Annotated in this window: 19 protein-coding genes; 8 read left to right on the top strand and 11 right to left on the bottom strand. The window is 71.5% G+C overall.

Features of this window, described 5'->3' with window-relative positions:
• Nucleotides 1-156: 156 nt before the first annotated feature.
• From SAVERM_RS17325 to deoC, 3 genes are read right to left on the bottom strand one after another with little or no spacing between them, the layout of a single operon-like run.
• A complete protein-coding gene (locus SAVERM_RS17325; protein WP_010984778.1) occupies nt 157-1,065 on the bottom strand; it encodes an aldehyde dehydrogenase family protein in 909 nt (302 codons plus the stop codon).
• The gene (locus SAVERM_RS17320) at nt 1,058-2,494 is read right to left on the bottom strand and encodes an aldehyde dehydrogenase family protein (RefSeq protein WP_010984777.1); all 1,437 of its coding nucleotides are present in this window, start codon (nt 2,492-2,494) and stop codon (nt 1,058-1,060) included. Before SAVERM_RS17320 ends, SAVERM_RS17325 begins: the two co-directional genes overlap by 8 nt.
• A gap of 6 nt (nt 2,495-2,500) precedes the next feature.
• Nucleotides 2,501-3,490, bottom strand: a complete 990-nt coding sequence (deoC, locus tag SAVERM_RS17315) for a deoxyribose-phosphate aldolase (RefSeq protein ID WP_010984776.1) — start codon at nt 3,488-3,490, stop codon at nt 2,501-2,503.
• Between the two features lie 167 nt (nt 3,491-3,657).
• Between deoC and SAVERM_RS17310 the strand changes: the two genes are divergently transcribed.
• Together SAVERM_RS17310 and SAVERM_RS17305 are read left to right on the top strand one after the other, a co-directional pair.
• Nucleotides 3,658-4,308, top strand: a complete 651-nt coding sequence (locus SAVERM_RS17310) for a PH domain-containing protein (RefSeq protein ID WP_037645227.1) — start codon at nt 3,658-3,660, stop codon at nt 4,306-4,308.
• A gap of 242 nt (nt 4,309-4,550) precedes the next feature.
• Nucleotides 4,551-6,230 (top strand): hypothetical protein, encoded by a 1,680-nt coding sequence (locus SAVERM_RS17305; protein ID WP_010984774.1) that lies wholly within the window; start codon nt 4,551-4,553, stop codon nt 6,228-6,230.
• Between the two features lie 176 nt (nt 6,231-6,406).
• Here SAVERM_RS17305 and SAVERM_RS17300 read toward each other — a convergent pair whose 3' ends face one another.
• The 3 genes from SAVERM_RS17300 to SAVERM_RS17290 form a co-directional block, all read right to left on the bottom strand.
• Nucleotides 6,407-8,038, bottom strand: a complete 1,632-nt coding sequence (locus SAVERM_RS17300) for a phospho-sugar mutase (RefSeq protein WP_010984773.1) — start codon at nt 8,036-8,038, stop codon at nt 6,407-6,409.
• Between the two features lie 201 nt (nt 8,039-8,239).
• Entirely contained in the window at nt 8,240-9,064 is an 825-nt protein-coding gene (locus tag SAVERM_RS17295; RefSeq protein WP_010984772.1) for a purine-nucleoside phosphorylase, read from the bottom strand.
• A 301-nt stretch (nt 9,065-9,365) separates the two neighbouring features.
• Entirely contained in the window at nt 9,366-9,803 is a 438-nt protein-coding gene (locus tag SAVERM_RS17290; protein ID WP_010984771.1) for a gamma-glutamylcyclotransferase family protein, read from the bottom strand.
• A 96-nt stretch (nt 9,804-9,899) separates the two neighbouring features.
• Between SAVERM_RS17290 and SAVERM_RS17285 the strand changes: the two genes are divergently transcribed.
• The 3 genes from SAVERM_RS17285 (at nt 9,900) to SAVERM_RS17275 (ending at nt 13,849) form a co-directional block, all read left to right on the top strand.
• Nucleotides 9,900-11,348, top strand: a complete 1,449-nt coding sequence (locus tag SAVERM_RS17285; protein WP_037644941.1) for an NAD(P)H-quinone dehydrogenase — start codon at nt 9,900-9,902, stop codon at nt 11,346-11,348.
• Between the two features lie 177 nt (nt 11,349-11,525).
• Complete coding sequence (locus SAVERM_RS17280) at nt 11,526-12,488, top strand: DeoR/GlpR family DNA-binding transcription regulator (protein ID WP_078234423.1); 963 nt, start codon at nt 11,526-11,528, stop codon at nt 12,486-12,488.
• 374 nt (nt 12,489-12,862) lie between these two features.
• Nucleotides 12,863-13,849, top strand: a complete 987-nt coding sequence (locus tag SAVERM_RS17275; protein ID WP_037644942.1) for a helix-turn-helix transcriptional regulator — start codon at nt 12,863-12,865, stop codon at nt 13,847-13,849.
• A gap of 278 nt (nt 13,850-14,127) precedes the next feature.
• On the opposite strand, the gene SAVERM_RS17270 is transcribed toward SAVERM_RS17275, so the two are convergent.
• On the bottom strand, nt 14,128-15,900 hold the full coding sequence (locus tag SAVERM_RS17270) for an acetyl/propionyl/methylcrotonyl-CoA carboxylase subunit alpha (RefSeq protein ID WP_010984767.1): 1,773 nt from the start codon (nt 15,898-15,900) through the stop codon (nt 14,128-14,130).
• A 392-nt stretch (nt 15,901-16,292) separates the two neighbouring features.
• Here SAVERM_RS17270 and SAVERM_RS17265 point away from each other — a divergent pair, with 392 nt between their 5' ends.
• Nucleotides 16,293-16,817, top strand: coding sequence for a hypothetical protein (locus SAVERM_RS17265; RefSeq protein WP_010984766.1), 525 nt, complete (start codon nt 16,293-16,295; stop codon nt 16,815-16,817).
• Here the strand turns inward: SAVERM_RS17265 and SAVERM_RS17260 are convergent, their stop codons facing one another.
• Both SAVERM_RS17260 and mmpB read right to left on the bottom strand, forming a co-directional pair.
• Nucleotides 16,818-17,438: a Maf family protein gene (locus SAVERM_RS17260; RefSeq protein WP_010984765.1), complete on the bottom strand. Its 621-nt coding sequence runs from the start codon at nt 17,436-17,438 to the stop codon at nt 16,818-16,820.
• Nucleotides 17,439-17,442: 4 nt separating this feature from the next.
• The gene (mmpB, locus tag SAVERM_RS43325) at nt 17,443-17,589 is read right to left on the bottom strand and encodes a morphogenic membrane protein MmpB (RefSeq protein ID WP_010984764.1); all 147 of its coding nucleotides are present in this window, start codon (nt 17,587-17,589) and stop codon (nt 17,443-17,445) included.
• 211 nt (nt 17,590-17,800) lie between these two features.
• On the opposite strand from mmpB, the gene SAVERM_RS17255 reads away from it, so the two are divergent.
• Nucleotides 17,801-18,928 (top strand): SGNH/GDSL hydrolase family protein, encoded by a 1,128-nt coding sequence (locus SAVERM_RS17255; RefSeq protein ID WP_037644946.1) that lies wholly within the window; start codon nt 17,801-17,803, stop codon nt 18,926-18,928.
• Nucleotides 18,929-18,948: 20 nt separating this feature from the next.
• Here the strand turns inward: SAVERM_RS17255 and SAVERM_RS17250 are convergent, their stop codons facing one another.
• Both SAVERM_RS17250 and SAVERM_RS17245 read right to left on the bottom strand, forming a co-directional pair.
• The gene (locus SAVERM_RS17250; protein WP_010984762.1) at nt 18,949-19,158 is read right to left on the bottom strand and encodes an acyl-CoA carboxylase epsilon subunit; all 210 of its coding nucleotides are present in this window, start codon (nt 19,156-19,158) and stop codon (nt 18,949-18,951) included.
• A gap of 16 nt (nt 19,159-19,174) precedes the next feature.
• Nucleotides 19,175-20,773, bottom strand: a complete 1,599-nt coding sequence (locus SAVERM_RS17245; RefSeq protein WP_010984761.1) for an acyl-CoA carboxylase subunit beta — start codon at nt 20,771-20,773, stop codon at nt 19,175-19,177.
• A 153-nt stretch (nt 20,774-20,926) separates the two neighbouring features.
• Here SAVERM_RS17245 and SAVERM_RS17240 point away from each other — a divergent pair, with 153 nt between their 5' ends.
• Complete coding sequence (locus SAVERM_RS17240) at nt 20,927-21,802, top strand: biotin--[acetyl-CoA-carboxylase] ligase (RefSeq protein ID WP_010984760.1); 876 nt, start codon at nt 20,927-20,929, stop codon at nt 21,800-21,802.
• Nucleotides 21,803-21,859: the final 57 nt, after the last annotated feature.

Here is a 21,859-nt window from a genome sequence, read left to right as displayed (position 1 = left end):
GTGTGCACGGGACCCCGGGGACACGGATCGGGGTCCCGAGACCTTGGCAGGACGTGAACCTGAAACCTCGGTTGGGCCCGAGGCCTCAGTGGGACCTGAGAGCTCAGTGGGACCTGAGAGCTCAGTAGGACCTGAGAGCTCGGCAGGTCCGAGACCTCAGTAGGAGGAGCCCGACGCGCCCAGTGACCCCGTCGGGTGCCAGACCGTCTTCGTCTCCAGGAAGGCCGTCAGGCGCTCGGTACCCGGGGTCCGCGAATAATCCACAGGCTGTGGACGGAGAACCCGCTTCAGGTTGTCCGCGGCCGCGATCTCCAGTTCCTTCGCCAGCTCGTCGTCGGCGCCCGCGAGGTCGATCGCGTTGACGTCCTGGTGGGCGGCGAGGGGGGCGGCGATCTCCGCCGTCTTGCCGGAGAGGACGTTGACGACGCCGCCCGGCAGGTCGGACGTGGCCAGCACCTCGCCCAGCGACAGCGCCGGGAGCGGGGACTTCTCGCTCGCGATCACGATCACCGTGTTGCCGGTCGCGATCACCGGGGCGATCACCGAGACCAGGCCCAGGAACGACGACTCCTGGGGGGCCAGGACGGTGACCACGCCGGTCGGCTCCGGGGTGGACAGGTTGAAGAACGGGCCCGCCACCGGGTTTCCGCCACCGACCACCTGGGCGATCTTGTCGGTCCAGCCCGCGTACCAGACCCAGCGGTCGATCGCGGCGTCGACGACAGCGGCGGCCTTGGACTTCGACAGCCCCTCGGCGTCCGCGACCTCGCGCACGAACTGGTCCTTGCGGCCCTCCAGCATCTCGGCGACGCGGTAGAGGATCTGGCCGCGGTTGTACGCGGTCGCGCCGGACCAGCCGCCGAAGGCCTTGCGGGCCGCCACCACGGCGTCACGGGCGTCCTTGCGGGAGGAAAGGGGCGCGTTCGCCAGCCACTTGCCCTTCGAGTCCGTCACCTCGTACACCCGGCCGCTCTCGGAACGCGGGAACTTCCCGCCGACGTACAGCTTGTAGGTCTTGAAGACACTCAGTCGCTGCTGCTCGGTCTTGTCGGTCTTCTCAGACATCGAGGTACGCCTCCAGGCCGTGACGGCCGCCCTCGCGGCCGAAGCCCGACTCCTTGTAACCGCCGAACGGCGAGGTCGGGTCGAACTTGTTGAACGTGTTGGCCCAGATGACGCCCGCGCGGAGCTTGCTCGCGACGGCCAGGATCCGGGAGCCCTTCTCGGTCCAGATGCCCGCCGAGAGGCCGTACTGGGAGTTGTTGGCCTTGGCGACGGCCTCGTCCGGGGTGCGGAAGCTGAGGACGGAGAGCACCGGGCCGAAGATCTCGTCGCGGGCGATGGTGTGCGCCTGGGTGACGTTGGTGAACAGCGTCGGCGCGAACCAGTAGCCGGACGACGGGAGTTCGCAGGCCGGGGACCAGCGCTCGGCGCCCTCCGCCTCGCCCTGGTCGACGAGTGAGGTGATACGGGACAGCTGCTCGGCCGAGTTGATCGCGCCGATGTCCGTGTTCTTGTCCAGCGGGTCGCCGAGGCGGAGGGTGGACAGGCGGCGCTTCAGGGAGTCGAGCAGCTCGTCCTGGACCGACTCCTGTACGAGGAGACGGGACCCGGCGCAGCAGACCTGGCCCTGGTTGAAGAAGATGCCGGTGACGATGCCCTCGACGGCCTGGTCGATGGGGGCGTCGTCGAAGACGATGTTGGCGCCCTTGCCGCCCAGTTCGAGGGTGACCTTCTTCTCCGTGCCCGCGACCTGGCGCGCGATGGCCTTGCCGACGGCCGTGGAGCCGGTGAAGGCGACCTTGTTGACGTCCGGGTGCTCGACGAGGGCGGCGCCCGCGTCGCCGTACCCGGGAATGATGTTGACGACGCCCTTGGGAAGGCCCGCCTGGCGGCAGATGTCCGCGAAGAACAACGCCGACAGGGGCGTGGTCTCGGCGGGCTTCAGGACGACCGTGTTGCCGGTCGCGAGCGCCGGGGCGATCTTCCACGCCAGCATCAGGAGGGGGAAGTTCCAGGGGATGACCTGGCCGGCCACGCCCAGCGGGCGCGGGTTCGCGCCGAACCCGGCGTGGTCGAGCTTGTCGGCCCAGCCCGCGTAGTAGAAGAAGTGCGCGGCGACCAGGGGGAGGTCGGCGTCCCTCGTCTCCTTGATGGGCTTTCCGTTGTCCAGGGTCTCCAGGACGGCGAGCTCGCGGGAGCGCTCCTGGATGATCCGGGCGATACGGAACAGGTACTTGGCGCGCTCGGAGCCGGGCAGCGCCGACCACTTCTCGAAGGCCTTGCGGGCGGCCTTCACGGCCCGGTCGACGTCCGCCTCGCCCGCCTGGGCGATCTCGGAGAGGACCTCTTCGGTGCTCGGGCTGACCGTCTTGAAGACCTTGCCGTCGGCGGCCTCGGTGAACTCGCCGTCGATGAAGAGCCCGTACGACGGGGCGATGTCGACGACGGAGCGGGACTCGGGCGCCGGTGCGTATTCGAATGCGGAAGCCATGATGGATCAGTCCACCGTCACGTAGTCGGGGCCGGAGTAGCGGCCGGTGGCCAGCTTCTGACGCTGCATCAGCAGGTCGTTCAGGAGCGAGGAGGCGCCGAAGCGGAACCAGTGGTTGTCCAGCCAGTCCGCGCCCGCCGTCTCGTTGACCAGAACGAGGAACTTGACGGCGTCCTTGGTGGTGCGGATGCCACCGGCCGGCTTCACGCCGATCTGGATCCCGGTCTGGGCACGGAAGTCGCGCACCGCCTCCAGCATGAGCAGGGTGTTCGCGGGCGTCGCGTTCACCGCCACCTTGCCGGTCGAGGTCTTGATGAAGTCCGCCCCGGCCAGCATGCCGAGCCAGCTCGCGCGGCGGATGTTGTCGTACGTCGAGAGCTCGCCGGTCTCGAAGATGACCTTGAGGCGGGCGCTGGTCCCGCAGGCCTCCTTCACGGCGGTGATCTCGTCGTACACCTTCATGTACTTGCCCGCGAGGAACGCCCCGCGGTCGATGACCATGTCGATCTCGTCGGCGCCCGCGGCGATCGCGTCGCGCACGTCGGCCAGCTTCACGTCCAGCGCGGCGCGGCCGGCCGGGAAGGCGGTGGCGACGGAGGCGACCTTCACGCCGGAGCCGGCGACGGCTTCCTTGGCGGTGGCCACCATGTCGGGATAGACGCAGACGGCGGCCGTGCTGGGCGTCGTGCGGTCGGTCGGGTCGGGGTGCACCGCCTTGGCGCCGAGCGCCCGGACCTTGCCCGGGGTGTCCGCACCTTCCAGCGTCGTCAGGTCGACCATCGAGATGGCGAGGTCGATCGCGTACGCCTTCGCGGTCGTCTTGATGGAACGGGTGCCGAGCGAGGCGGCGCGCGCCTCGAGGCCGACCGTGTCGACGCCGGGCAGCCCGTGGAGGAAGCGGCGCAGCGTGCTGTCGGACGCGGCCACGTCGCCGAGTGCGTGGGAGGGGGCACCGCCCTGGTCGAGCGAAGCCGAGAGCTTGGGGGAGGTGGGCATGGTCACCAGCCGAGCATATCTACGCGCGTAGCAGCTGTACACCCCCGGGGACTCTTCGAGGGTGCCACAGTGCGGGGCGCCGCGGGCGAGCACGGTCGCACACCGTGTAGGGCACGGTTGCGTACCAGGTACGGGCACCCTCGCACCCGTCGGGCAGAATCGTGACCATGACGACCCCGGATCACCAGTCACCCGTGCCGGACTCCTCGGAACCTTCGGGATCCCAGTCCAGGGACCGGATCTACCGGTCGCCCTCCGGCATCGTGGGCGGTGTGCTGCTGCTCGCCCTCGTGGGCTGGCTCGGTGTCGACGCGCTGGTCTCGGGCCACGGGCGCACGCCCTGGCTGGCCCTCGCCACGCTGATCCTGCTCGTTCCGCTGGTGGTCGCCTTCACGCTGCGCCCCGCCGTCTTCGCGAACGAGGACCGGCTGCGCATCCGCAACCCCTTCCGCGTCATCACGCTGCCCTGGGGCAGCGTCGCCTCGCTGCGCTCCGGCTACTCCAACGAGGTGGTCGTCAAGTCCGGCACCAAGTACCAGCTGTGGGCGGTGCCCGTCTCGCTGCGCGCCCGCAAGAAGGCGACCCGGCAGCAGAACCGCGCCGCGGCGCAGGCCCGCACCGGCGCGGCGGCGGCCCTGGACGCCGGGCCCCGGCGCGCCCAGACCGACCAGGTCATGGACGACCTGCGCGAGCTGGCCGAGGCCCACGAGTCGGCGGAGCGCGCGCAGGGAGAGCCGAGCGTGCGCTGGGCGTACGAGGTGATGGGGCCGGCGATCGCCGGTGCCGTGGTGCTGGTGATCCTGCTCGCGACGGGGTGACGGGTGACGGGTGACGGGGTGAGGGGCGACGGGGTGACCGGCGGTGGGCTGGCAGTCGGCGGGGCGACGGTGGTGGTCCTCAGCCGGGAGCCCCTGGGCGTGATGTGACCCTGAGCCGGGAGCCGGGAGCCGGGAGCCGGGAGCCGGGAGCCGGGAGCCGGGAGCCGGGAGCCGGGAGCCGGGAGCCGGGAGCCGTGGGAGGGCGGGGCTGTGAGCCTCGCGGTGCGTGAGTCTGGGAGACGATGAACAACCCTGTACAGCAGCCCGTGCTGCGCCTGCCCGAGTCCGCCGTGCCCGACGGGTGCCGTCCCTGGGACGGTGCGCAGGCGGCCCGCTGGGCGGGCGCGCTGCCGCCCGGGTGGACGCTGGCGCACCTCCGTATGCGACTGGTGTTCGGGGGGACCTGCCTCGGCGTGATCGGCGCGTTCTGGCTGACCACCCTCGCGGATCTGAAGCCGTTCGTGGCCGCGCTGCTCCCGCTCCAGATCCTGTGGCTGTTGCGGCGGCCCGAGGTCGCACGGGTCTCGGCGCCCGTCCTGGTCGTGGTGCTGCTGTTGCAACGGCCCGGGCTGCCCTGGGTCTGGTCCGGGCCCGCCGTACTGCTGCTGATCGCGACCTGGGTGGCCGCCGCGGTGCGGCTGCACGCCCGCGGCCGGCAACGGGAGCGCGCGCTCGCCGCCGCCGGTGGCGTGACGGCCGGGGTGCCGGGTGCGGACCGGCGGCTGGAGCGCGGGGCGTTCCTCATCGGTCTCGGGGGAGTGCTCACCGTGCTCGGCGCGGTGCTCGTCGTGACCTCCGGGCTCTGGCAGTCGGGTGACGACCGGCTGGGCTCCGCCACGGTCGGCTGCTTCGTGGCCGGTCTCGGTGTGACCGCCCTCGCCTCCGGCGTACTCGGCCGACGGCGCGCGGCCGCCCTGGGCCGGGCGCCCGCACCGGTGCTGCGGGTGCTCGTGCGCGACGACGCGGCGGCCGACACGGAGGTCTTCGCCGCGGACGACGTGGGGGCGCTGCGGCCGCTGTTCACCGTCTCCTTGCTGGACATGGACGACGACGAGGACGAGGACGAGGACGACGTCGACGGGGACGGCGTCGTCGACGAGGAGGAGCTGGCGGCGCTCCTCAAGGGCCTCGACACCGACGTGCCCGGTCCGCTGCGCGAGGCCGTCCTGTACGGAGCGCCCTACGACGGTGCCGAGGTCGTCGTGGTCAGCGCCGCCCAGGAGGCCGGCGACCCGCCTCTCGTGGAGCGGTCGACGGGGCCGGTGCGTCCGCTGCCGGAGGGGGCGGCGCGGCGTCGTATCGCCGCCGGGAAGGCGAAGGCCGGGCGGGAGGCCCGGCGGCAGGCCGTGTACGAGGAACGGCGGGCGGTGGCGGTCCTGGCGGCGGTACGGGACGGCGGGGGGCCGGCCCGGCGGTGGAGCGCGGGGTGGCTGGACCGGATCACCGTCGTGGCCGTCGTGCTGTGGGGCTGTTACGCGCTCGCCGGTGAGAGCGGGGTCTGGCGGTACGTCATCGGTGCCGGACTGGGTCTTCTCGGGGTGTGCCTGCTGCCCGGCCACCTCGCGTGGCGGATCACCGCCGACGCGGCCGGGCTGTGGTTCCGCCGGCTGGGCCGCTCCCGGCACATCGCCTGGGACCACATACGCGTCGTCGAGTGCAAGGGCACCGAACTGAGGGCCGACAGCTATCGGGCCGGCTTCGAGGAGTGGTCGGTGTCCGGGCCGCGATGGCCTTGGCTGGAGCGGAAGTTCGGGCTCATCCACCCGTACGAGCGGGTCGCCGCCGAGATCAACGCCATGTGGCAGGACCCCGCCCTGCGGCCGACCGCCGAGAGCGGCGGGCCGGAGCGAGGCCGTGGACTGTGGCCGGTGGCCGTGGCGATCGGGGTGGCGTGGGCGGCGGCGCTGGTGTTGCTGCCCTGAGCTGAGCTGAGCTGGGCTGGGCTGGGGTGCGGGCCGGTAGTGGGGGCGCGGGTCGGCAGTCGTGGTGCGGGTCGGCTGCGGGGGGTGCGGGGCGGGCCCCGCGTGGAGGGACGTGCCGCGTCGTGGGACGCGACACGTCGCGGGCTCACCGTGTCGGTGGGCCCGCGACGTGTCGGTCAGATGCCCGCTGCCTCGGAGAGGTCCCGCTTGATCGTCTCCAGGAGGTTCGTGGCCTTGGTGCGGGCCGCGGGGAGGTCCTGGCGGGTGCCCACCGGCACCACCACCTCCAGGTAGCACTTCAGCTTCGGCTCCGTACCGCTGGGGCGGACGATGACGCGGGCGCCGTCCAGCGTGTAGCGCAGACCGTCCGTCGGCGGCAGCCGGTCCGTGCCCTTGGTCAGGTCCTCGGACCGGGTGATCGCCAGGCCCGCGAGCCGCGTCGGCGGCTGCTCGCGCAGGCGCCGCATCGCGTTCGCGATCACGGAGAGGTCCTCCACCCGGACCGAGAGCTGGTCCGTGGCGTGCAGGCCGTGCTCCACGGCGATGTCGTCGAGGAAGTCGACAAGGGTGCGGCCCCGCTCCTTGAGCTCGGAGGCGAGCTCCGTGATCAGGAGCGCCGCCGTGATGCCGTCCTTGTCGCGTACGCCCTCGGGGTCGACGCAGTAGCCGAGCGCCTCCTCGTAGCCGTAGCGCAGACCCTCGACGCGGGCGATCCACTTGAAGCCGGTGAGGGTCTCCTCGTACGGCACGCCCGCCTTCTCGGCGATCCGGCCGAGCAGGGAGGAGGAGACGATCGACTCGGCGAACGTCCCGCGCGCGCCCCGGCTGACCAGGTGCTGGGCGAGCAGCGCGCCGACCTCGTCGCCGCGGAGCATGCGCCAGTCGGTGCCGCCCTTGACCGCGACGGCGCAGCGGTCCGCGTCCGGGTCGTTGGCGATGATCAGGTCGGGGTCGGTCTCACGGGCCTTCGCGAAGGCGAGATCCATCGCGCCGGGCTCTTCCGGGTTGGGGAAGGCGACGGTCGGGAAGTCCGGATCCGGCTCGGCCTGTTCGGCGACGAGGACGGGCTCCGGGAAGCCGGCCCGGGCGAAGGCGGCGAGGAGGACGTCCTTGCCGACGCCGTGCATCGCCGTGTAGACGGTGCGGGCGGTGCGGGGGGAGCCCTCGGCCAGTACGGCGTCGGTGCGCGCCAGGTAGGCGTTCAGGACGCTGTCGTCGAGCGTCTCCCAGCCGGAGTCCGGGCGGGGGACGTCGGCGAGGGCGCGGACGGCGTCGATCTCCGCGGCGATCTCCGCGTCCGCCGGGGGGACGATCTGGGAGCCGTCGCCGAGGTAGACCTTGTAGCCGTTGTCGCGCGGCGGGTTGTGGCTGGCGGTGACCTCCACGCCGGCCACGGCGCCCAGGTGCCTTATGGCGTACGCGAGGACCGGCGTGGGGAGCGGGCGGGGGAGGACCGCCGCGCGCAGGCCCGCGCCGGTCATGACCGCGGCGGTGTCGCGGGCGAAGTCGGCGGACTTGTGGCGGGCGTCGTAGCCGATGACGACGAGGCCGCCCTGCTCGCCCTTGGCCTTGAGGTACGCGGCGAGGCCGGCGGCGGCACGGATCACGACGGCGCGGTTCATCCGCATGGGACCGGCGCCGAGCTCACCGCGGAGCCCGGCGGTGCCGAACTGGAGGGTGCCGCTGAAGCGCGCGGCGAGCTCGGTGACGTCCTCGGCGTCGATGAGCTTGGCGAGTTCCTCACGTGTCTCCGCGTCGGGGTCCTCGGCCAGCCACGCCTTGGCCCGTGCGATGAGTTCGTCGTGCACGTCGGGTCAACCTCTCTCTTGTTCCTGCGCGAGTTCTTCCGGCCGCGAGTTCTTCCGGTTCTTCCGGCAGTGAGTTCTTCCGGCAGGGATCGGGGCGGAGTCGTTTCGCTCCCTCCGCCCCTACCCGTCCCGTCCCTCAGGGGCGCGGCGAAAAACGCATACGGCGGCACGCGTCCCGCGGCGGCACGCGTCCCACGGCGGCTAGAGCCGGTTCAGCACCTGGGTCAGCAGCGCGCCCATCCGGGTGGCCGAGTCGCGGCCCGCCTGGAGGACCTCCTCGTGGTTGAGGGGTTCGCCCGTCATGCCGGCGGCGAGGTTGGTGACCAGGGAGAGGCCCAGCACCTCGGCGCCCGCCTCCCGTGCGGCGATCGCTTCCAGGACCGTCGACATGCCCACCAGGTCCGCGCCGATCACCCGGGCCATGCGGATCTCGGCCGGCGTCTCGTAGTGCGGGCCGGGGAACTGCGCGTAGACGCCCTCCTCCAGGGAGGGGTCGACCTCCTTGCACAGCGCGCGCAGCCGCGGCGAGTACAGGTCGGTGAGGTCGACGAAGTTCGCACCGATGATCGGCGAGGTGGCCGTCAGGTTGATGTGGTCGCTGATCAGGACGGGCTGGCCGGGTCGCATGCCCTCGCGCAGGCCGCCGCAGCCGTTGGTGAGCACGATGGTCTTGCAGCCGGCGGCGACGGCGGTCCGTACGCCGTGCGCGACGGCGGCGACCCCGCGGCCCTCGTAGAAGTGGGTGCGGCCGAGGAAGACCAGGGCGCGCTTGTCGCCGATCTTGTACGAGCGGACCTTGCCGCCGTGTCCCTCGACCGCCGGCGGCGGGAAGCCGGGCAGCTCGGTGACCTGGAACTCGGCCTCGGGGGCGCCCAGGGCGTCCACGGCCGGTGCCCAGCCGGAGCCCATCACGAGGGCGACGTCGTGGGTCTCGGCGCCCGTGAGCTCGCGCAGGCGCGCGGCGGCGGCGTCGGCGGCGGCGTGGGGGTCGCCCTGGATGTCGTCCGGAAGAAGAGATGCGTTCACGCGCATGAGCGTAGCTGGTCCAGGCCTACGCGCGTAGATGACAGAGGTCACGGGTTTGCGATCGTTGTCTTGTCGTTTCCGATGAGAAGCCCGACGGGGCCCGGCGAGAGGCGCGACGGAGCCCGGCGAGAAGTCCCACGGAGCGCGGCGAAGCCCGACGAAGCCCGGGGAGCAGGGCGTCCGGGAGGGCGGTCAGGCGGCGGGAAGGAAGCCGGGAACGAAGCCGGGGACGAAGCCGTCCGTGTCGCTGAAGATCTCGACGACGAAGATCAGCAGGCGGCCCACGCCGGGGAGGACCCGCTCAGCACGGTCTCTTGCGCAGCTCCATCACGTAATCGTGCGGTGCCCCCGCCGACTCGGCCGCGTCGGCGAGCTCACCCAGGTAGCGTGCCGAGGGCAGTCCGCCCTCGTAGCCGTTCAGTACGTACACCCACGCGGCCTCCTCGCCCTCCAGGGTGTGCACGCGTACGCGCATGCGCCGGTAGATGTCGAGGCCGACACCCTCCCAGCGGTCCATGGAGTCCTCGTCCATCGGGGCGATGTCGTACAGCGCCACGAAGACCTGGGAGCGCGGGGCCTCGACGATCGTCGCCAGCGCGCCCTCCCAGCCCATGTGCTCGCCGCCGAACGTCAGCCGCCAGTCGTTGAGCCAGCCGGTGGCGCGCAGCGGCGAATGCGGGGCGCGGCGCGTCATGAGCCGCGGGTCGAGATTGCCGGCGTACGCGGCGTAGAGCGACATGGGTTCGAGGGTACGGCAGCGAAACGGCGGCCTCCTGCGTAACAGATGTACCTCCGGTGGCACCCGGGGGAGAAGCACCTTGAAGCGTGCGGGACAATGGAGTACGTGACTCGGATCGTGATCATCGGTGGCGGACCCGGCGGATATGAAGCGGCGCTGGTAGCCGCCCAGCTCGGCGCGGAGGTGACCGTCGTCGACTGCGACGGCCTGGGCGGTGCGTCGGTGCTGACCGACTGCGTGCCGTCCAAGACCCTCATCGCCACGGCCGAGGTGATGACCACCTTCGACTCGTCGTACGAGGAGCTGGGGATCATCGTCGCCGACGACACCCCGCCCATGGAGCAGGCGGCCCGGGTGGTCGGCGTCGACCTCGGCAAGGTCAACCGCCGTGTGAAGCGGCTCGCGCTCGCCCAGTCGCACGACATCACGGCGTCGGTGACCCGTGCCGGGGCCCGGGTCATGCGCGGGCGCGGGCGGCTCGACGGCATGCAGTCCATCGACGGGTCGCGCAAGGTCGTCGTGCGGGCCGCGGACGGCGCCGAGGAGACCCTCGTCGCCGACGCCGTGCTCATCGCGACCGGCGGTCACCCCCGTGAGCTGCCCGACGCCCAGCCCGACGGCGAGCGGATCCTGAACTGGACCCAGGTGTACGACCTGGACGAGCTGCCGGACGAGCTGATCGTGGTCGGTTCCGGTGTCACCGGTGCCGAGTTCGCCGGTGCCTATCAGGCGCTCGGGTCCAAGGTCACCCTCGTGTCGTCGCGGGACCGGGTGCTGCCCGGCGAGGACCCCGACGCCGCCGCCGTCCTCGAGGACGTCTTCCGCCGCCGCGGCATGAACGTCATGGCCCGCTCCCGCGCCGAGTCCGCCAAGCGCATCGGCGACCGTGTCGAGGTCACCCTGTCGGACGGCCGGGTCATCTCCGGTTCGCACTGTCTGATGGCCGTCGGCGCCATACCCAACAGCAGTGGGATGGGGCTGGAGGAGGCGGGGGTCAAGCTCCGCGACTCGGGTCACATCTGGACCGACAAGGTGTCCAGGACCACGGCTCCGGGTGTGTACGCCGCCGGTGACGTGACCGGTGTCTTCGCCCTCGCCTCGGTGGCGGCGATGCAGGGGCGTATCGCCATGTACCACTTCCTGGGCGACGCCGTGGCCCCGCTGAACCTGAAGACCGTGTCGTCGAACGTCTTCACCGACCCCGAGATCGCGACGGTCGGCTACAGCCAGGCCGACGTCGACGCGGGCAAGATCGACGCCCGGGTCGTGAAGCTGCCGCTGCTGCGCAACCCGCGCGCCAAGATGCAGGGCATCCGGGACGGCTTCGTCAAGATCTTCTGCCGGCCGGGCACCGGGATCGTGGTGGGCGGTGTGGTGGTCGCGCCGCGCGCCTCGGAACTGATCCACCCCATCTCGATCGCGGTCGACAACAATCTGACGGTCGAGCAGATCGCGAACGCGTTCACCGTGTATCCCTCCCTTTCGGGCTCGATCGCCGAGGTGGCGCGACAGCTGCACACCCGAAAGACGGCCGGCGACGCCTGAGGCGACCGAGCCGCCGCGGACACCTTCCCGCTGGTCACGGGGAGTCGTCGACCATTCGGGCGGCATAGGCAGGCGGATTAGGCGCGTATACCACTTCCTGCCCTGCCATGCGAACAACTTCTGTTATTCGGCGCAAACTGCTGAAACCAGACGGTCGTTGGGGTTACTGTCAGTTTCGTGTTCGCTGCAGAACGTCGCCAATTGATCCTCGAAATGGTGCGAGCGAATGGGGCCGTGTCGCTCCGTGAGCTCGCCCGCGTCGTCCAGACCTCCGAAGTGACCGTACGGCGGGACGTGCGCGCACTGGAGGCAGAAGGACTCCTCGACCGCCGGCACGGCGGTGCGGTATTGCCGGGCGGGTTCACGCGGGAGTCCGGCTTTCCGCAGAAGTCACATCTCGCGACCGCCGAGAAGACGGCCATCGCCGATCTCGCCGCGAGTCTCGTCGAAGAGGGCGAGGCCATCGTGGTGGGGGCGGGGACCACGACGCAGGAGCTGGCCCGCCGGCTCGCGCGGGTGCCCGGGCTCACCGTCGTCACCAACTCGCTGCTGGTGGCCCAGGCGTTGGCCCATGCCAACCGGGTGGAGGTCGTGATGACCGGCGGCACTCTGCGCGGCTCCAACTACGCACTGGTCGGCAGCGGAGCCGAGCAGTCCCTGCAAGGACTGCGCGTGTCCCGGGCCTTCCTCTCCGGGAGCGGCCTCACCGCCGAGCGCGGCCTGTCCACCTCCAACATGCTGTCGGCGTCCGTCGACCGCGCGCTGGTGCAGGCCGCCGCCGAGGTCGTCGTGCTCGCCGACCACACCAAGCTCGGCACCGACACGATGTTCCAGACCGTGCCGACCGATGTCATCACGCGCCTGGTCACGGACGAACCGCCCGCCCACGACGACCGCGCGGCCACCGAACTCCAGGCCCTCGCCGACCAGGGCGTGCAGATCGCGGTCGCCGGGTCGGCGGCGGGCGCGGGAGGCGGCGATACGGTCCCGGCGGGGCGTCAGTCACGCCGGGACATGCCGCTCCCCGGTCCGCGCCGCGGCCAGGTCCCGGGCGCCGGGCCGCAGCTGCGCAGCACCACGGCCCTGGGCGAGCAGCAGCCGGGAGAGCGGGCGCGGGTCGCGGACCTGCGGCGCCGCTGACGTTCGTACCCGGCCGGTACGGGGCCTTCAGGGGTCCTCGGCGGCCGGGTGGACCGCTCGCCGCGCCCGGCGCGGCGCACACGGACCGTGCCGCCGGGCCGCCGCTCCCAGGCGCGCCGCGCGCCGCGCGTCGGCACACAGGGCGCGCGGGCCCCCAGGACGCTCCGCGGGCGCACCTGCCCCCGCGCTCTCTCCCACGCCCGCGCCCCGCACGGCATCCACGCGCTCCCTCCCGTCCCTCCGGGCTGCCCTGCGGCAGGGCATCGGGCCGGCCGGGGAGGTTTGGGGTGCGGGCAGGCGCAGTACTTTCTTCTCAGGACATCGAGGAACATCTCAGGACTTCTCATGGCGAGAGCAGCGCCGGGAGAGTGTGCATGGAGATCAGCGGTGCGGACGCGCAACGCGTACTGACACTGGTACGAGGAATCGAAGAGGCCGACTCCGTCGAGGAGTTCCAGGAACAGGCGCTGCCCGGGCTGATGGAGCTGATCCCGGCCGACGCGGCGCAGAGTTACCGGATAGCGGTCGACGGCGTCGGTCTGTCCACCCTCTCGCTGCCGACGGACTCCTTCCACGAGGACCCGATGGTCATCTACGACCATCCCCTCGACCACCCGCTGACCGAGGTCATGCTCCAGACGCCGACCCCGGAGGCATGGCGGGTGAGCGACGTGGCCGGCGACCGGCAGTGGGAACGCACCCACTGCTACAACCTGGACTTCCGCCCCTTCGGGTTACGGCGGCACCTGGTGGCGTCGGCCGGGTCCGACATGTCCGTGGTCGAGGGCTACGCACTGGTCCGCTCCGGCCAGGACTTCACCGAACGGGAACGCGACCTGCTCGGCTTCGCCCAGCTCCAACTCCGCGCCGTGCACAGGGCGCTGCGGGAGCGAGCCCGGTTGCGGCTGCTGGCCGCCGCCGCCCTGGAACTGGTCGGCGGGCACGACCGGGGTGTCGCCGCACTCGACGACGGCCGCCCGTACCCCCTCAACGCGGCCGCGGCCCACCTGCTGCCGGCCGTACGGCACGATCCCCGGCTCGGCCGCACCGAACCGTTCACCGCACGGGACGTCGAGGTGCGCTACGTCGCCCCCGCCGCACCCGGCCTTCCCGCGCTGCTCCTGCTCCGGGACCTCGGGCGGGGGCGGGCCGTCGCCCGGCTGTTCGGCGTGACCGACCAGGAGCACCGGACGCTGCGGCACCTCGACAGCGGCCTCACGGCGACCGAGACGGCCCGGCGGATGGGGCTGTCGCCGACCACCGTGCGGGGCTACATCGCCGCCCTGCACCGCAAGCTCGAGGCCGGGCACACGGCGGCGCTGCTGCGCCGGGGACGGGACCTCGGACTGCTCGCCGACTGAGACGATCTGTCGCGACCCGTCAGAATTGACGGATGGCCATCGGCCGGGCCTCCCGGTTCACTGGAGGGGTACAGCGCCGCACAGGCCGCTGCGCGCCGCCCGGAGCCGCCCGGGAGCCGCACAGAGCCTCCCGGCGCCGCACAGAGCCGCACAGAGCCCACGGGGGACGGGGGAGACGAAGCGCCCGGCGGACCTACTGCTCAGGTCCGCCGGGCGCTTCGGGGAGTCGAACGACCTCTCGGCCGGTCCTCCGGCCAGTCTTCCGGCCGGTCCTCCGGTCAGTCCTTGATCTCGCAGATGGCGGCGCCGGAGGTGATGGACGCGCCGACCTCGGCGCCCAGACCCTTGATGGTGCCGGACTTGTGCGCGTTCAGCGGCTGTTCCATCTTCATCGCTTCGAGTACGACGACCAGGTCGCCTTCCTGGACCTCCTGGCCCTCCTCGACGGCGACCTTGACGATGGTGCCCTGCATCGGGGAGGCGAGGGTGTCCCCGGAGGCCACCGGGCCGGACTTCTTGGCCGCGCGGCGCTTGGGCTTGGCGCCCGCCGCGAGGCCGGTGCGGGCCAGCGACATGCCGAGGGAGGACGGCAGGGAGACTTCCAGGCGCTTGCCGCCGACCTCGACGACGACGGTCTCGCGACCGGGCTCCTCCTCGGCGTCCGCGTCGGTGGGGACGGTGAACGGCTTGATCTCGTTGACGAACTCGGTCTCGATCCAGCGGGTGTGGACCGTGAACGGTTCGGCGGAGCCGGTGAGTTCGGGGGCGAACGCCGGGTCCCTGACCACCGCGCGGTGGAACGGGATGGCGGTGGCCATGCCCTCGACGTTGAACTCGGCCAGGGCGCGGGCGGCGCGCTGGAGAGCCTGTTCGCGGGTGGCGCCGGTGACGATCAGCTTGGCGAGCAGGGAGTCCCAGGCGGGGCCGATCACGCTGCCGGACTCGACGCCGGCGTCCAGGCGCACGCCCGGGCCCGACGGCGGGGCGAAGGTCGTCACCGTGCCGGGGGCGGGCAGGAAGTTGCGGCCCGGGTCCTCGCCGTTGATACGGAACTCGAAGGAATGACCACGCAGCTCGGGGTCGCCGTAGCCGAGTTCCTCGCCGTCGGCGATGCGGAACATCTCCCGCACGAGGTCGATGCCGGCGACCTCCTCGGTGACCGGGTGTTCGACCTGGAGGCGGGTGTTGACCTCGAGGAAGGAGATGGTGCCGTCGACACCGACGAGGAACTCGACGGTGCCCGCGCCGACGTAGCCGGCCTCCTTCAGGATCGCCTTGGAGGAGGAGTACAGCTCCTCGACCTGGGCGTCCGACAGGAACGGCGCCGGGGCCTCCTCGACCAGCTTCTGGTGACGGCGCTGGAGGGAGCAGTCGCGGGTGGACACGACGACCACGTTGCCGTGGGTGTCGGCCAGGCACTGCGTCTCGACGTGCCGGGGCTTGTCGAGGTACCGCTCGACGAAGCACTCGCCGCGGCCGAACGCGGCGACCGCCTCGCGGACCGCCGAGTCGTACAGCTCGGGGACCTCTTCGAGGGTGCGGGCCACCTTCAGACCGCGCCCGCCGCCACCGAAGGCGGCCTTGATGGCGATCGGCAGACCGTGCTCCCGGGCGAACGCGACGACCTCGTCGGCGCCGGAGACCGGGTCGGGCGTGCCCGCCACGAGGGGGGCACCCGCGCGCTGCGCGATGTGCCGGGCGGCGACCTTGTCGCCGAGGTCGCGGATGGCCTGCGGCGGCGGCCCGATCCAGACGAGGCCCGCGTCCAGGACCGCCTGGGCGAACTCCGCGTTCTCGGAAAGAAAGCCGTAACCCGGGTGGATGGCGTCCGCACCGGAATCCTTGGCGGCCTGGAGCACCTTGGCGATGTCCAGGTAACTGGTGGCCGGGGTGTCACCGCCCAGGGCGAACGCCTCGTCGGCCGCCCGGACGTGCAGCGCGTCCCGGTCCGGCTCCGCGTACACGGCCACGCTCGCGATCCCGGCGTCACGGCAGGCCCGGGCGACGCGGACAGCGATTTCGCCACGGTTGGCGATCAACACCTTGCGCACGATGACTCCCTCTCCTTGAAACAAGCCGAGTTTAGGGACTGCCGACACGACGTTACGACCCGTCCCCAGTGGTGAGCTTGCCCACACGGAGCGTGAGTCGAGGCTCACTCCACCGGCGAAAACCCTTGTCGCATCGCAGGACGCGGGAATCCTCCGCAAAACCCTAGCCCCCCGATGTGGTCAAGGTCTCTGTGAGGCCGCGCTGCGCCCGGTCGCGTTTCTTTGTCGAGTCCCTACTAATGGCCCAACGATTCTTTGCCCCCGGCAGACCTCTTGTCCCGCGGTTTACCCTCCCCCAAGCTCTCAACTACGTTCGAACAGGGGGGACCCCCATGTAGCGTTCGCGATGTATCGAACGTACTAGGGGTAACAGGAAACGCGCTCGAAAGTGGGTGGGGCCGGTGGTGCGTAGACCGGTGGCATGGGTGGTCGCGGTCGTCCTCTTCGTGGAGGCGCTCGGCATCGCGCTGCTCAACTGGTTCCTCGGGGTGATCGTCGACCGCCAGCACATGTCCCTCGCGGGGCTCGATCCGAACGCGATGTCCGTTTCCTCGAAGGCCGGCGGTGTGGTCTTCGGTCTCTACTTCGGGCTGTGCGGCCTCGTCGCGCTGCTGGTCGGCGTCCGCGACCGCTCCCCGGCCGGCCTCGGCCGCATCCTGCTGATCAGCGTCGCCGTGGTGCATGGGCTGCTGGGCGCGTTCGCGTGGGGGCTGGTGGGCCGGAGCGCGTTCCTGTTCATGATGGGGGTGCTCGGGCTCATCGTGCTGCTGCTGATGACGTACGACCGCCGGGAGGGCCCCGCGGACGCCGTGGACGCCGACGGCGACCCCAAGGGGAACGGCGACCCCAAGGGTGACGGCGACAGCGTGAGCCCGGGACCCGCGCCGGTCACACCCCCGGCTCCCAGCACCCCCTGATCACTTCTCCCGGGGCGTCCACAGCTGCGTGATGCCGACGCCCAGTTCGCCGAGCAGGCGGCGCACCGTCGGCAGGGAGATGCCGATGACGTTGCCGTGGTCGCCGTCGATGCCCTCGATGAAGGGGGCCGAGCGGCCGTCGAGGGTGAACGCCCCGGCCACGTGGAGGGGTTCGCCGGAGGCGACGTACGCGGCGATCTCCTCGTCCGTCGGCTCGCCGAAGCGGACGACGGTGGACGCGGTCGCCGAGGCGTAGCGCTTGCTCGCCGTGTCGTAGATGCAGTGCCCGGTCTGGAGGGTGCCCGCCCGGCCGCGCATCGCCTTCCAGCGGGCGGTGGCCTCCTCGGCGTCCGCGGGCTTGCCGAGGGCCTCGCCGTCCAGGTCGAGCACCGAGTCGCAGCCGATCACCAGTGCGCCCTGGACCTCGGGCTTCGCCGCCACGACGGAGGCCTTCGCCTCGGCCAGCGCGAGGGCGAGTTCGGCGGGGGTCGGTGCGCTCAGGCGGTCCTCGTCGAACCCGCTCACGATCACTTCGGGGTCGAGGCCGGCCTGCCGCAGCAGGTTGAGCCGGGCGGGGGACTGTGAGGCGAGCACGAGGCGGCGGCGCGGCTGATCGGTCATGCGTTCAGGGTATCGGCGCCCCGCATCCGAAGCCGAGGACGATCATCGCGAGCAGCATGGCCAGCGCCATGAGAAAACCCAGCCGCCGCAGCATGTCCTGCGTCTTCCGCAGCTCCTCGGGCGGCTCGTTCTCGGGGTCGGACCACAGCATGCTTCGAGCGTGCGCGGCCGACCGTCCGCGCGCCTGAGTACACGTACTCAACTTCACCAAACGGTTCTGAGGTTCCATTAAAGCTCTGGACTTGCTACCGTCACGACATCAGCTAAAGGGACTCCAGTTCCCTTTAGGTCGAAAAGGCCTGTTCGAAAAGGCCTGTTCGGAAAGGCCTGTTCGGAAGGGCCTGTGGAAGGAAGTGTGTGCCGTGTTCACCACCGCCTGGACCGCCCCGCCCCAGCTCCCCAGCGAGGGCTTCACCCCCAACTGGTCGAGGGAGGGATTCTGGCGCCAGTCCCTGCGCCAGGTCGTACGCCTCACCGCGGGCGGCGGCCGGGTCCGGATCCGGCTGTCCCACGCGTACGGGACCTCGCCGCTGAAGATCGCGGGCGCCACCGTGGCCCGCACGGCCGCGGGTGCCGCCGTCGAACCGGGATCGGTGCGGCGGCTCACCTTCGGCGGCTCGGGCGCCGTGGAGATCCCGGCGCGCGGTCAGGTCCGCAGCGATGCCGTCGAACTCGCGTCGGCGGCCGGGGAGGCGGTGACCGTCACGCTGCATCTCGACGCCGTCACCGGTCCGGCGACCTTCCACGCCCAGGCGTTCACGAGCAGCTACCGCGGTGCCGGGGACCGGCTGGAGGACGTACGGGGTGACGGCTTCGGCGAGTCCACCGAGTCCTGGTACTTCCTGACGGCCGTCGAGGTCGACGCCGGCCGCACCGACGCCGTGGCCCTCCTCGGCGACTCCGTCACGGACGGCTTCGGCTCCACCCCGGGCGCGGACCGCCGCTGGTCCGACGCTCTCGCCGGGCGCACCGGACGGCCCGTGCTGAACGCGGGCATCGGCGGGAACCTGCTGCTGAACGACTCCGCCTGGTACGGCGAGAAGGGCGTCCACCGCCTGCGCCGGGACGTCCTCGGCCACGAAGGCGTCGACACCCTCGTCGTCCTCCTCGGCCTCAACGACATCGGCTTCAGCGAGACGGACGAACAGCCGACGTACAAGCCGGCGCCGGTCGTCGAGGCGGACGAACTGATCGCCGGGCACCGGGAGTTGATCCGCCGCTCCCGCGGACGGCTACGGGTTGTCGGCGCGACCCTGCTCCCCTTCGGCGGCTCCGACCACTGGGGCGAACACGCGGCCAAGGTGAGCCACGAGGTGAACGAGTGGATCCGCCGCTCCGGCGAGTACGACGCGGTCGTGGACCTCAACCGCGCGCTGGCCGACCCGGCGGACCCGGGCCGGCTGCACCCGGCGTACGACTTCGGCGACCACCTGCACCCGAACGACGCGGGGTACGAGGTGATGGCCGAAGCCGTCGCGGGAGTGCTCTGACGCCGCTTTCGCGACAGGCCCTAGCCGGGCCAGTACGTGCGGCTCCACGTCGTCGGGCCCGGCTGGGGCAGCCGGTCGGCGGCGATGCGGGCCGGGTCGGCCCAGGAGTCCCGCGGTCCGGGCGCGCCGGACGGCACCGAAGCCGCCGCCGCGGCGCGCGCCCGCACCACCGCCAGTGCGGCGGCCAGCTCCTCCGGGGTCGGATTGCCCCGTATGACCTTGATCGTCACAACTGCTCCCAGGGCTCTAGAGGGGGATGTTGCCGTGCTTCTTCGGAGGCAGGGATTCCCGCTTCGTACGGAGCTGACGCAGCCCCCGTACGACATGGGCGCGGGTGTCGGACGGCATGATCACGCCGTCGATGTAGCCGCGCTCGGCCGCCGTGTAGGGGTTGAGCAGCGTGTCCTCGTACTCCTGGATGAGCCGCCGGCGGACCTCCTCGCGCTCCTCCTCGGGTGTGGCGGCGATGGTGCGGCGGTGCAGGATGTTGACCGCGCCCTGCGCGCCCATCACGGCGATCTGGGCGGTCGGCCAGGCGAGGTTGAGGTCGGCGCCCAGGTGCTTGGAGCCCATGACGTCGTACGCGCCGCCGAACGCCTTGCGGGTGATGACGGTGATCAGCGGGACGGTCGCCTCGGCGTACGCGTAGATCAGCTTGGCGCCGCGGCGGATGATGCCGTCGTGCTCCTGGCCGACACCGGGCAGGAAGCCCGGCACGTCCACGAAAGTGATCACCGGGACGTTGAACGCGTCGCAGGTGCGCACGAAGCGGGCGGCCTTCTCGGACGCGTCGATGTCGAGGCAGCCCGCGAACTGCATCGGCTGGTTGGCGACGATGCCCACCGGGTGGCCCTCGACCCGGCCGAAGCCGGTGAGGATGTTCGGCGCGAACAGCGGCTGCGTCTCCAGGAACTCGGCGTCGTCCAGGATGTGTTCGATCACCGTGTGCATGTCGTACGGCTGGTTCGCACTGTCGGGTACGAGGGTGTCCAGCTCGCGGTCCTCGTCGGTGAGGGCGAGGTCCGCCTCCTCCGGGAAGGCCGGCGGCTCGCTGAGGTTGTTGGACGGCAGGTACGACAGCAGCTGCTTGACGTACTCGATCGCGTCCTTCTCCTCCCCCGCCATGTGATGGGCCACGCCCGACACCGCGTTGTGCGTGCGGGCGCCGCCCAGCTCCTCGAAGCCGACGTCCTCGCCCGTCACCGTCTTGATGACGTCGGGGCCCGTGATGAACATGTGCGAGGTCTGGTCGACCATCACCGTGAAGTCGGTGATCGCGGGGGAGTAGACCGCGCCGCCCGCGCACGGGCCGACGACCAGGCTGATCTGCGGGATCACGCCCGAGGCATGGGTGTTGCGGCGGAAGATCTCGCCGTACATGCCGAGGGCCGAGACGCCCTCCTGGATACGGGCGCCGCCGGAGTCGTTGATGCCGATGACCGGACAGCCCGTCTTCAGGGCGAAGTCCATCGCCTTCATGATCTTCTGCCCGAAGACCTCGCCGAGGGCACCGCCGAAGACGGTGAAGTCCTGCGAGAACACGGCGACGGGGCGGCCGTCCACGGTCCCGTACCCGGTGACGACACCGTCTCCGTACGGGCGGTTGTTCTCCATGCCGAAGTCCGTGGAGCGGTGCTGCGCGAACTCGTCCAGCTCGACGAAGGAGTCCTCGTCGAGCAGCAGCGCGATCCGCTCACGGGCCGTCAGCTTGCCCTTGGCGTGCTGCTTTTCGACGGCGCGCTCCGAGCCGGCGTGCGTCGCCTCCTGGATGCGGCGCTGCAGATCCGCGAGTTTGCCCGCGGTGGTGTGGATATCGGGGTGGTGCAGCTCTTCCGGCTCGGACATCGGGATGCGGCTCCCTGCCTGCTCAATGGGGACGTGAGGGTGACGTGTTCGGTCCTGCTCGAGATCCTGCTGAGGGTTTTGCTACTGACTCGTAGGGTAGTGGCGGCGATACCTTTCGGCAGTGCGGCGTTTACCACACCTAGGGTGGGTTGCATGACGCCGAAAGATGCTTCTGACGCCCATGACGGTCGCTGGTCCGATCTGGACCGTCCGCCCTTGAACGCCGCTTCCCTGCGGCGCGCGCTGGTGCGGGAGGGGAGCCTGTGGTCCTCGCTCGACGTCGTACCCGTGACCGGCTCGACCAACACCGACCTGGCCGCGCGGGCCGGGACGCTCGACGAGGGCGCCGTCCTCGTCGCCGAGGAACAGACCGCCGGGCGCGGCCGTCTCGACCGGCAGTGGACGGCTCCGGCCCGCTCCGGCCTCTTCTTCTCGGTACTGCTGAAGCCGTCCGAGGTGCCCGTGCACCGCTGGGGCTGGATCCCGCTGCTCACCGGAGTCGCGGTCGCGACCGGGCTCTCCCGTGCGGCGGGCGCCGACACGGCGCTCAAGTGGCCCAACGACCTGCTGGTGAGCGTGGGCGGCCAGGAGCGCAAGGCCGGCGGCATCCTCGCCGAGCGCACGGGCGAGGACGGGGTCGTGGTCGGCGTCGGCGTCAACGTCACGCTCCACGAGGACGAACTGCCCGTGCCCGCCGCGGGCTCCCTCACCCTCGCGGGCGCGGTGAGCACGGACCGTGACCCGCTGCTGCGGGCCGTGCTGCGCTCACTGGAGCGCTGGTACGGCACCTGGCGCGAGGCGGACGGCGATCCGGCGGTGAGCGGCCTCCAGGAGGCGTACGCGGCGGGCTGCGCGACGCTGGGCCGGACCGTACGGGCCGAGCTGCCCGGCGGCCGGTCGCTCACCGGGGAGGCGGTGGCCGTGGACGGGGACGGCCGGCTGGTCCTGGCCACGGCGGAGGGCGTGCAGCAGCCGGTGGGGGCGGGCGACATCGTGCATCTGCGACCGGCGGGAGCGGGAGAGATGTGATCCCGGGTGCGGGAGGGGTACCCGGGTCTGGCGGTGGAACGGCGCGCGGGTCCGCCC

The sequence above is a fragment of the Streptomyces avermitilis MA-4680 = NBRC 14893 genome, from assembly GCF_000009765.2.
Lineage (GTDB): Bacteria > Actinomycetota > Actinomycetes > Streptomycetales > Streptomycetaceae > Streptomyces > Streptomyces avermitilis.
This window is presented reverse-complemented; position numbering and strand designations above follow the sequence as displayed.

What these genes read in the sequence shown, in the direction of transcription:
- SAVERM_RS17275 (WP_037644942.1), top strand. Translation starts at nt 12,863, where the DNA reads ATGGAGATCAGCGGTGCGGACGCGCAACGCGTACTGACACTGGTACGA.
- SAVERM_RS17310 (WP_037645227.1), top strand. Translation starts at nt 3,658, where the DNA reads ATGACGACCCCGGATCACCAGTCACCCGTGCCGGACTCCTCGGAACCT.
- deoC (WP_010984776.1), bottom strand. Translation starts at nt 3,490, where the DNA reads ATGCCCACCTCCCCCAAGCTCTCGGCTTCGCTCGACCAGGGCGGTGCC.
- SAVERM_RS17325 (WP_010984778.1), bottom strand. Translation starts at nt 1,065, where the DNA reads ATGTCTGAGAAGACCGACAAGACCGAGCAGCAGCGACTGAGTGTCTTC.
- mmpB (WP_010984764.1), bottom strand. Translation starts at nt 17,589, where the DNA reads ATGCTGTGGTCCGACCCCGAGAACGAGCCGCCCGAGGAGCTGCGGAAG.
- SAVERM_RS17285 (WP_037644941.1), top strand. Translation starts at nt 9,900, where the DNA reads ATGGAGTACGTGACTCGGATCGTGATCATCGGTGGCGGACCCGGCGGA.
- SAVERM_RS17320 (WP_010984777.1), bottom strand. Translation starts at nt 2,494, where the DNA reads ATGGCTTCCGCATTCGAATACGCACCGGCGCCCGAGTCCCGCTCCGTC.
- SAVERM_RS17305 (WP_010984774.1), top strand. Translation starts at nt 4,551, where the DNA reads ATGAACAACCCTGTACAGCAGCCCGTGCTGCGCCTGCCCGAGTCCGCC.
- SAVERM_RS17245 (WP_010984761.1), bottom strand. Translation starts at nt 20,773, where the DNA reads ATGTCCGAGCCGGAAGAGCTGCACCACCCCGATATCCACACCACCGCG.
- SAVERM_RS17290 (WP_010984771.1), bottom strand. Translation starts at nt 9,803, where the DNA reads ATGTCGCTCTACGCCGCGTACGCCGGCAATCTCGACCCGCGGCTCATG.
- SAVERM_RS17240 (WP_010984760.1), top strand. Translation starts at nt 20,927, where the DNA reads ATGACGCCGAAAGATGCTTCTGACGCCCATGACGGTCGCTGGTCCGAT.
- SAVERM_RS17260 (WP_010984765.1), bottom strand. Translation starts at nt 17,438, where the DNA reads ATGACCGATCAGCCGCGCCGCCGCCTCGTGCTCGCCTCACAGTCCCCC.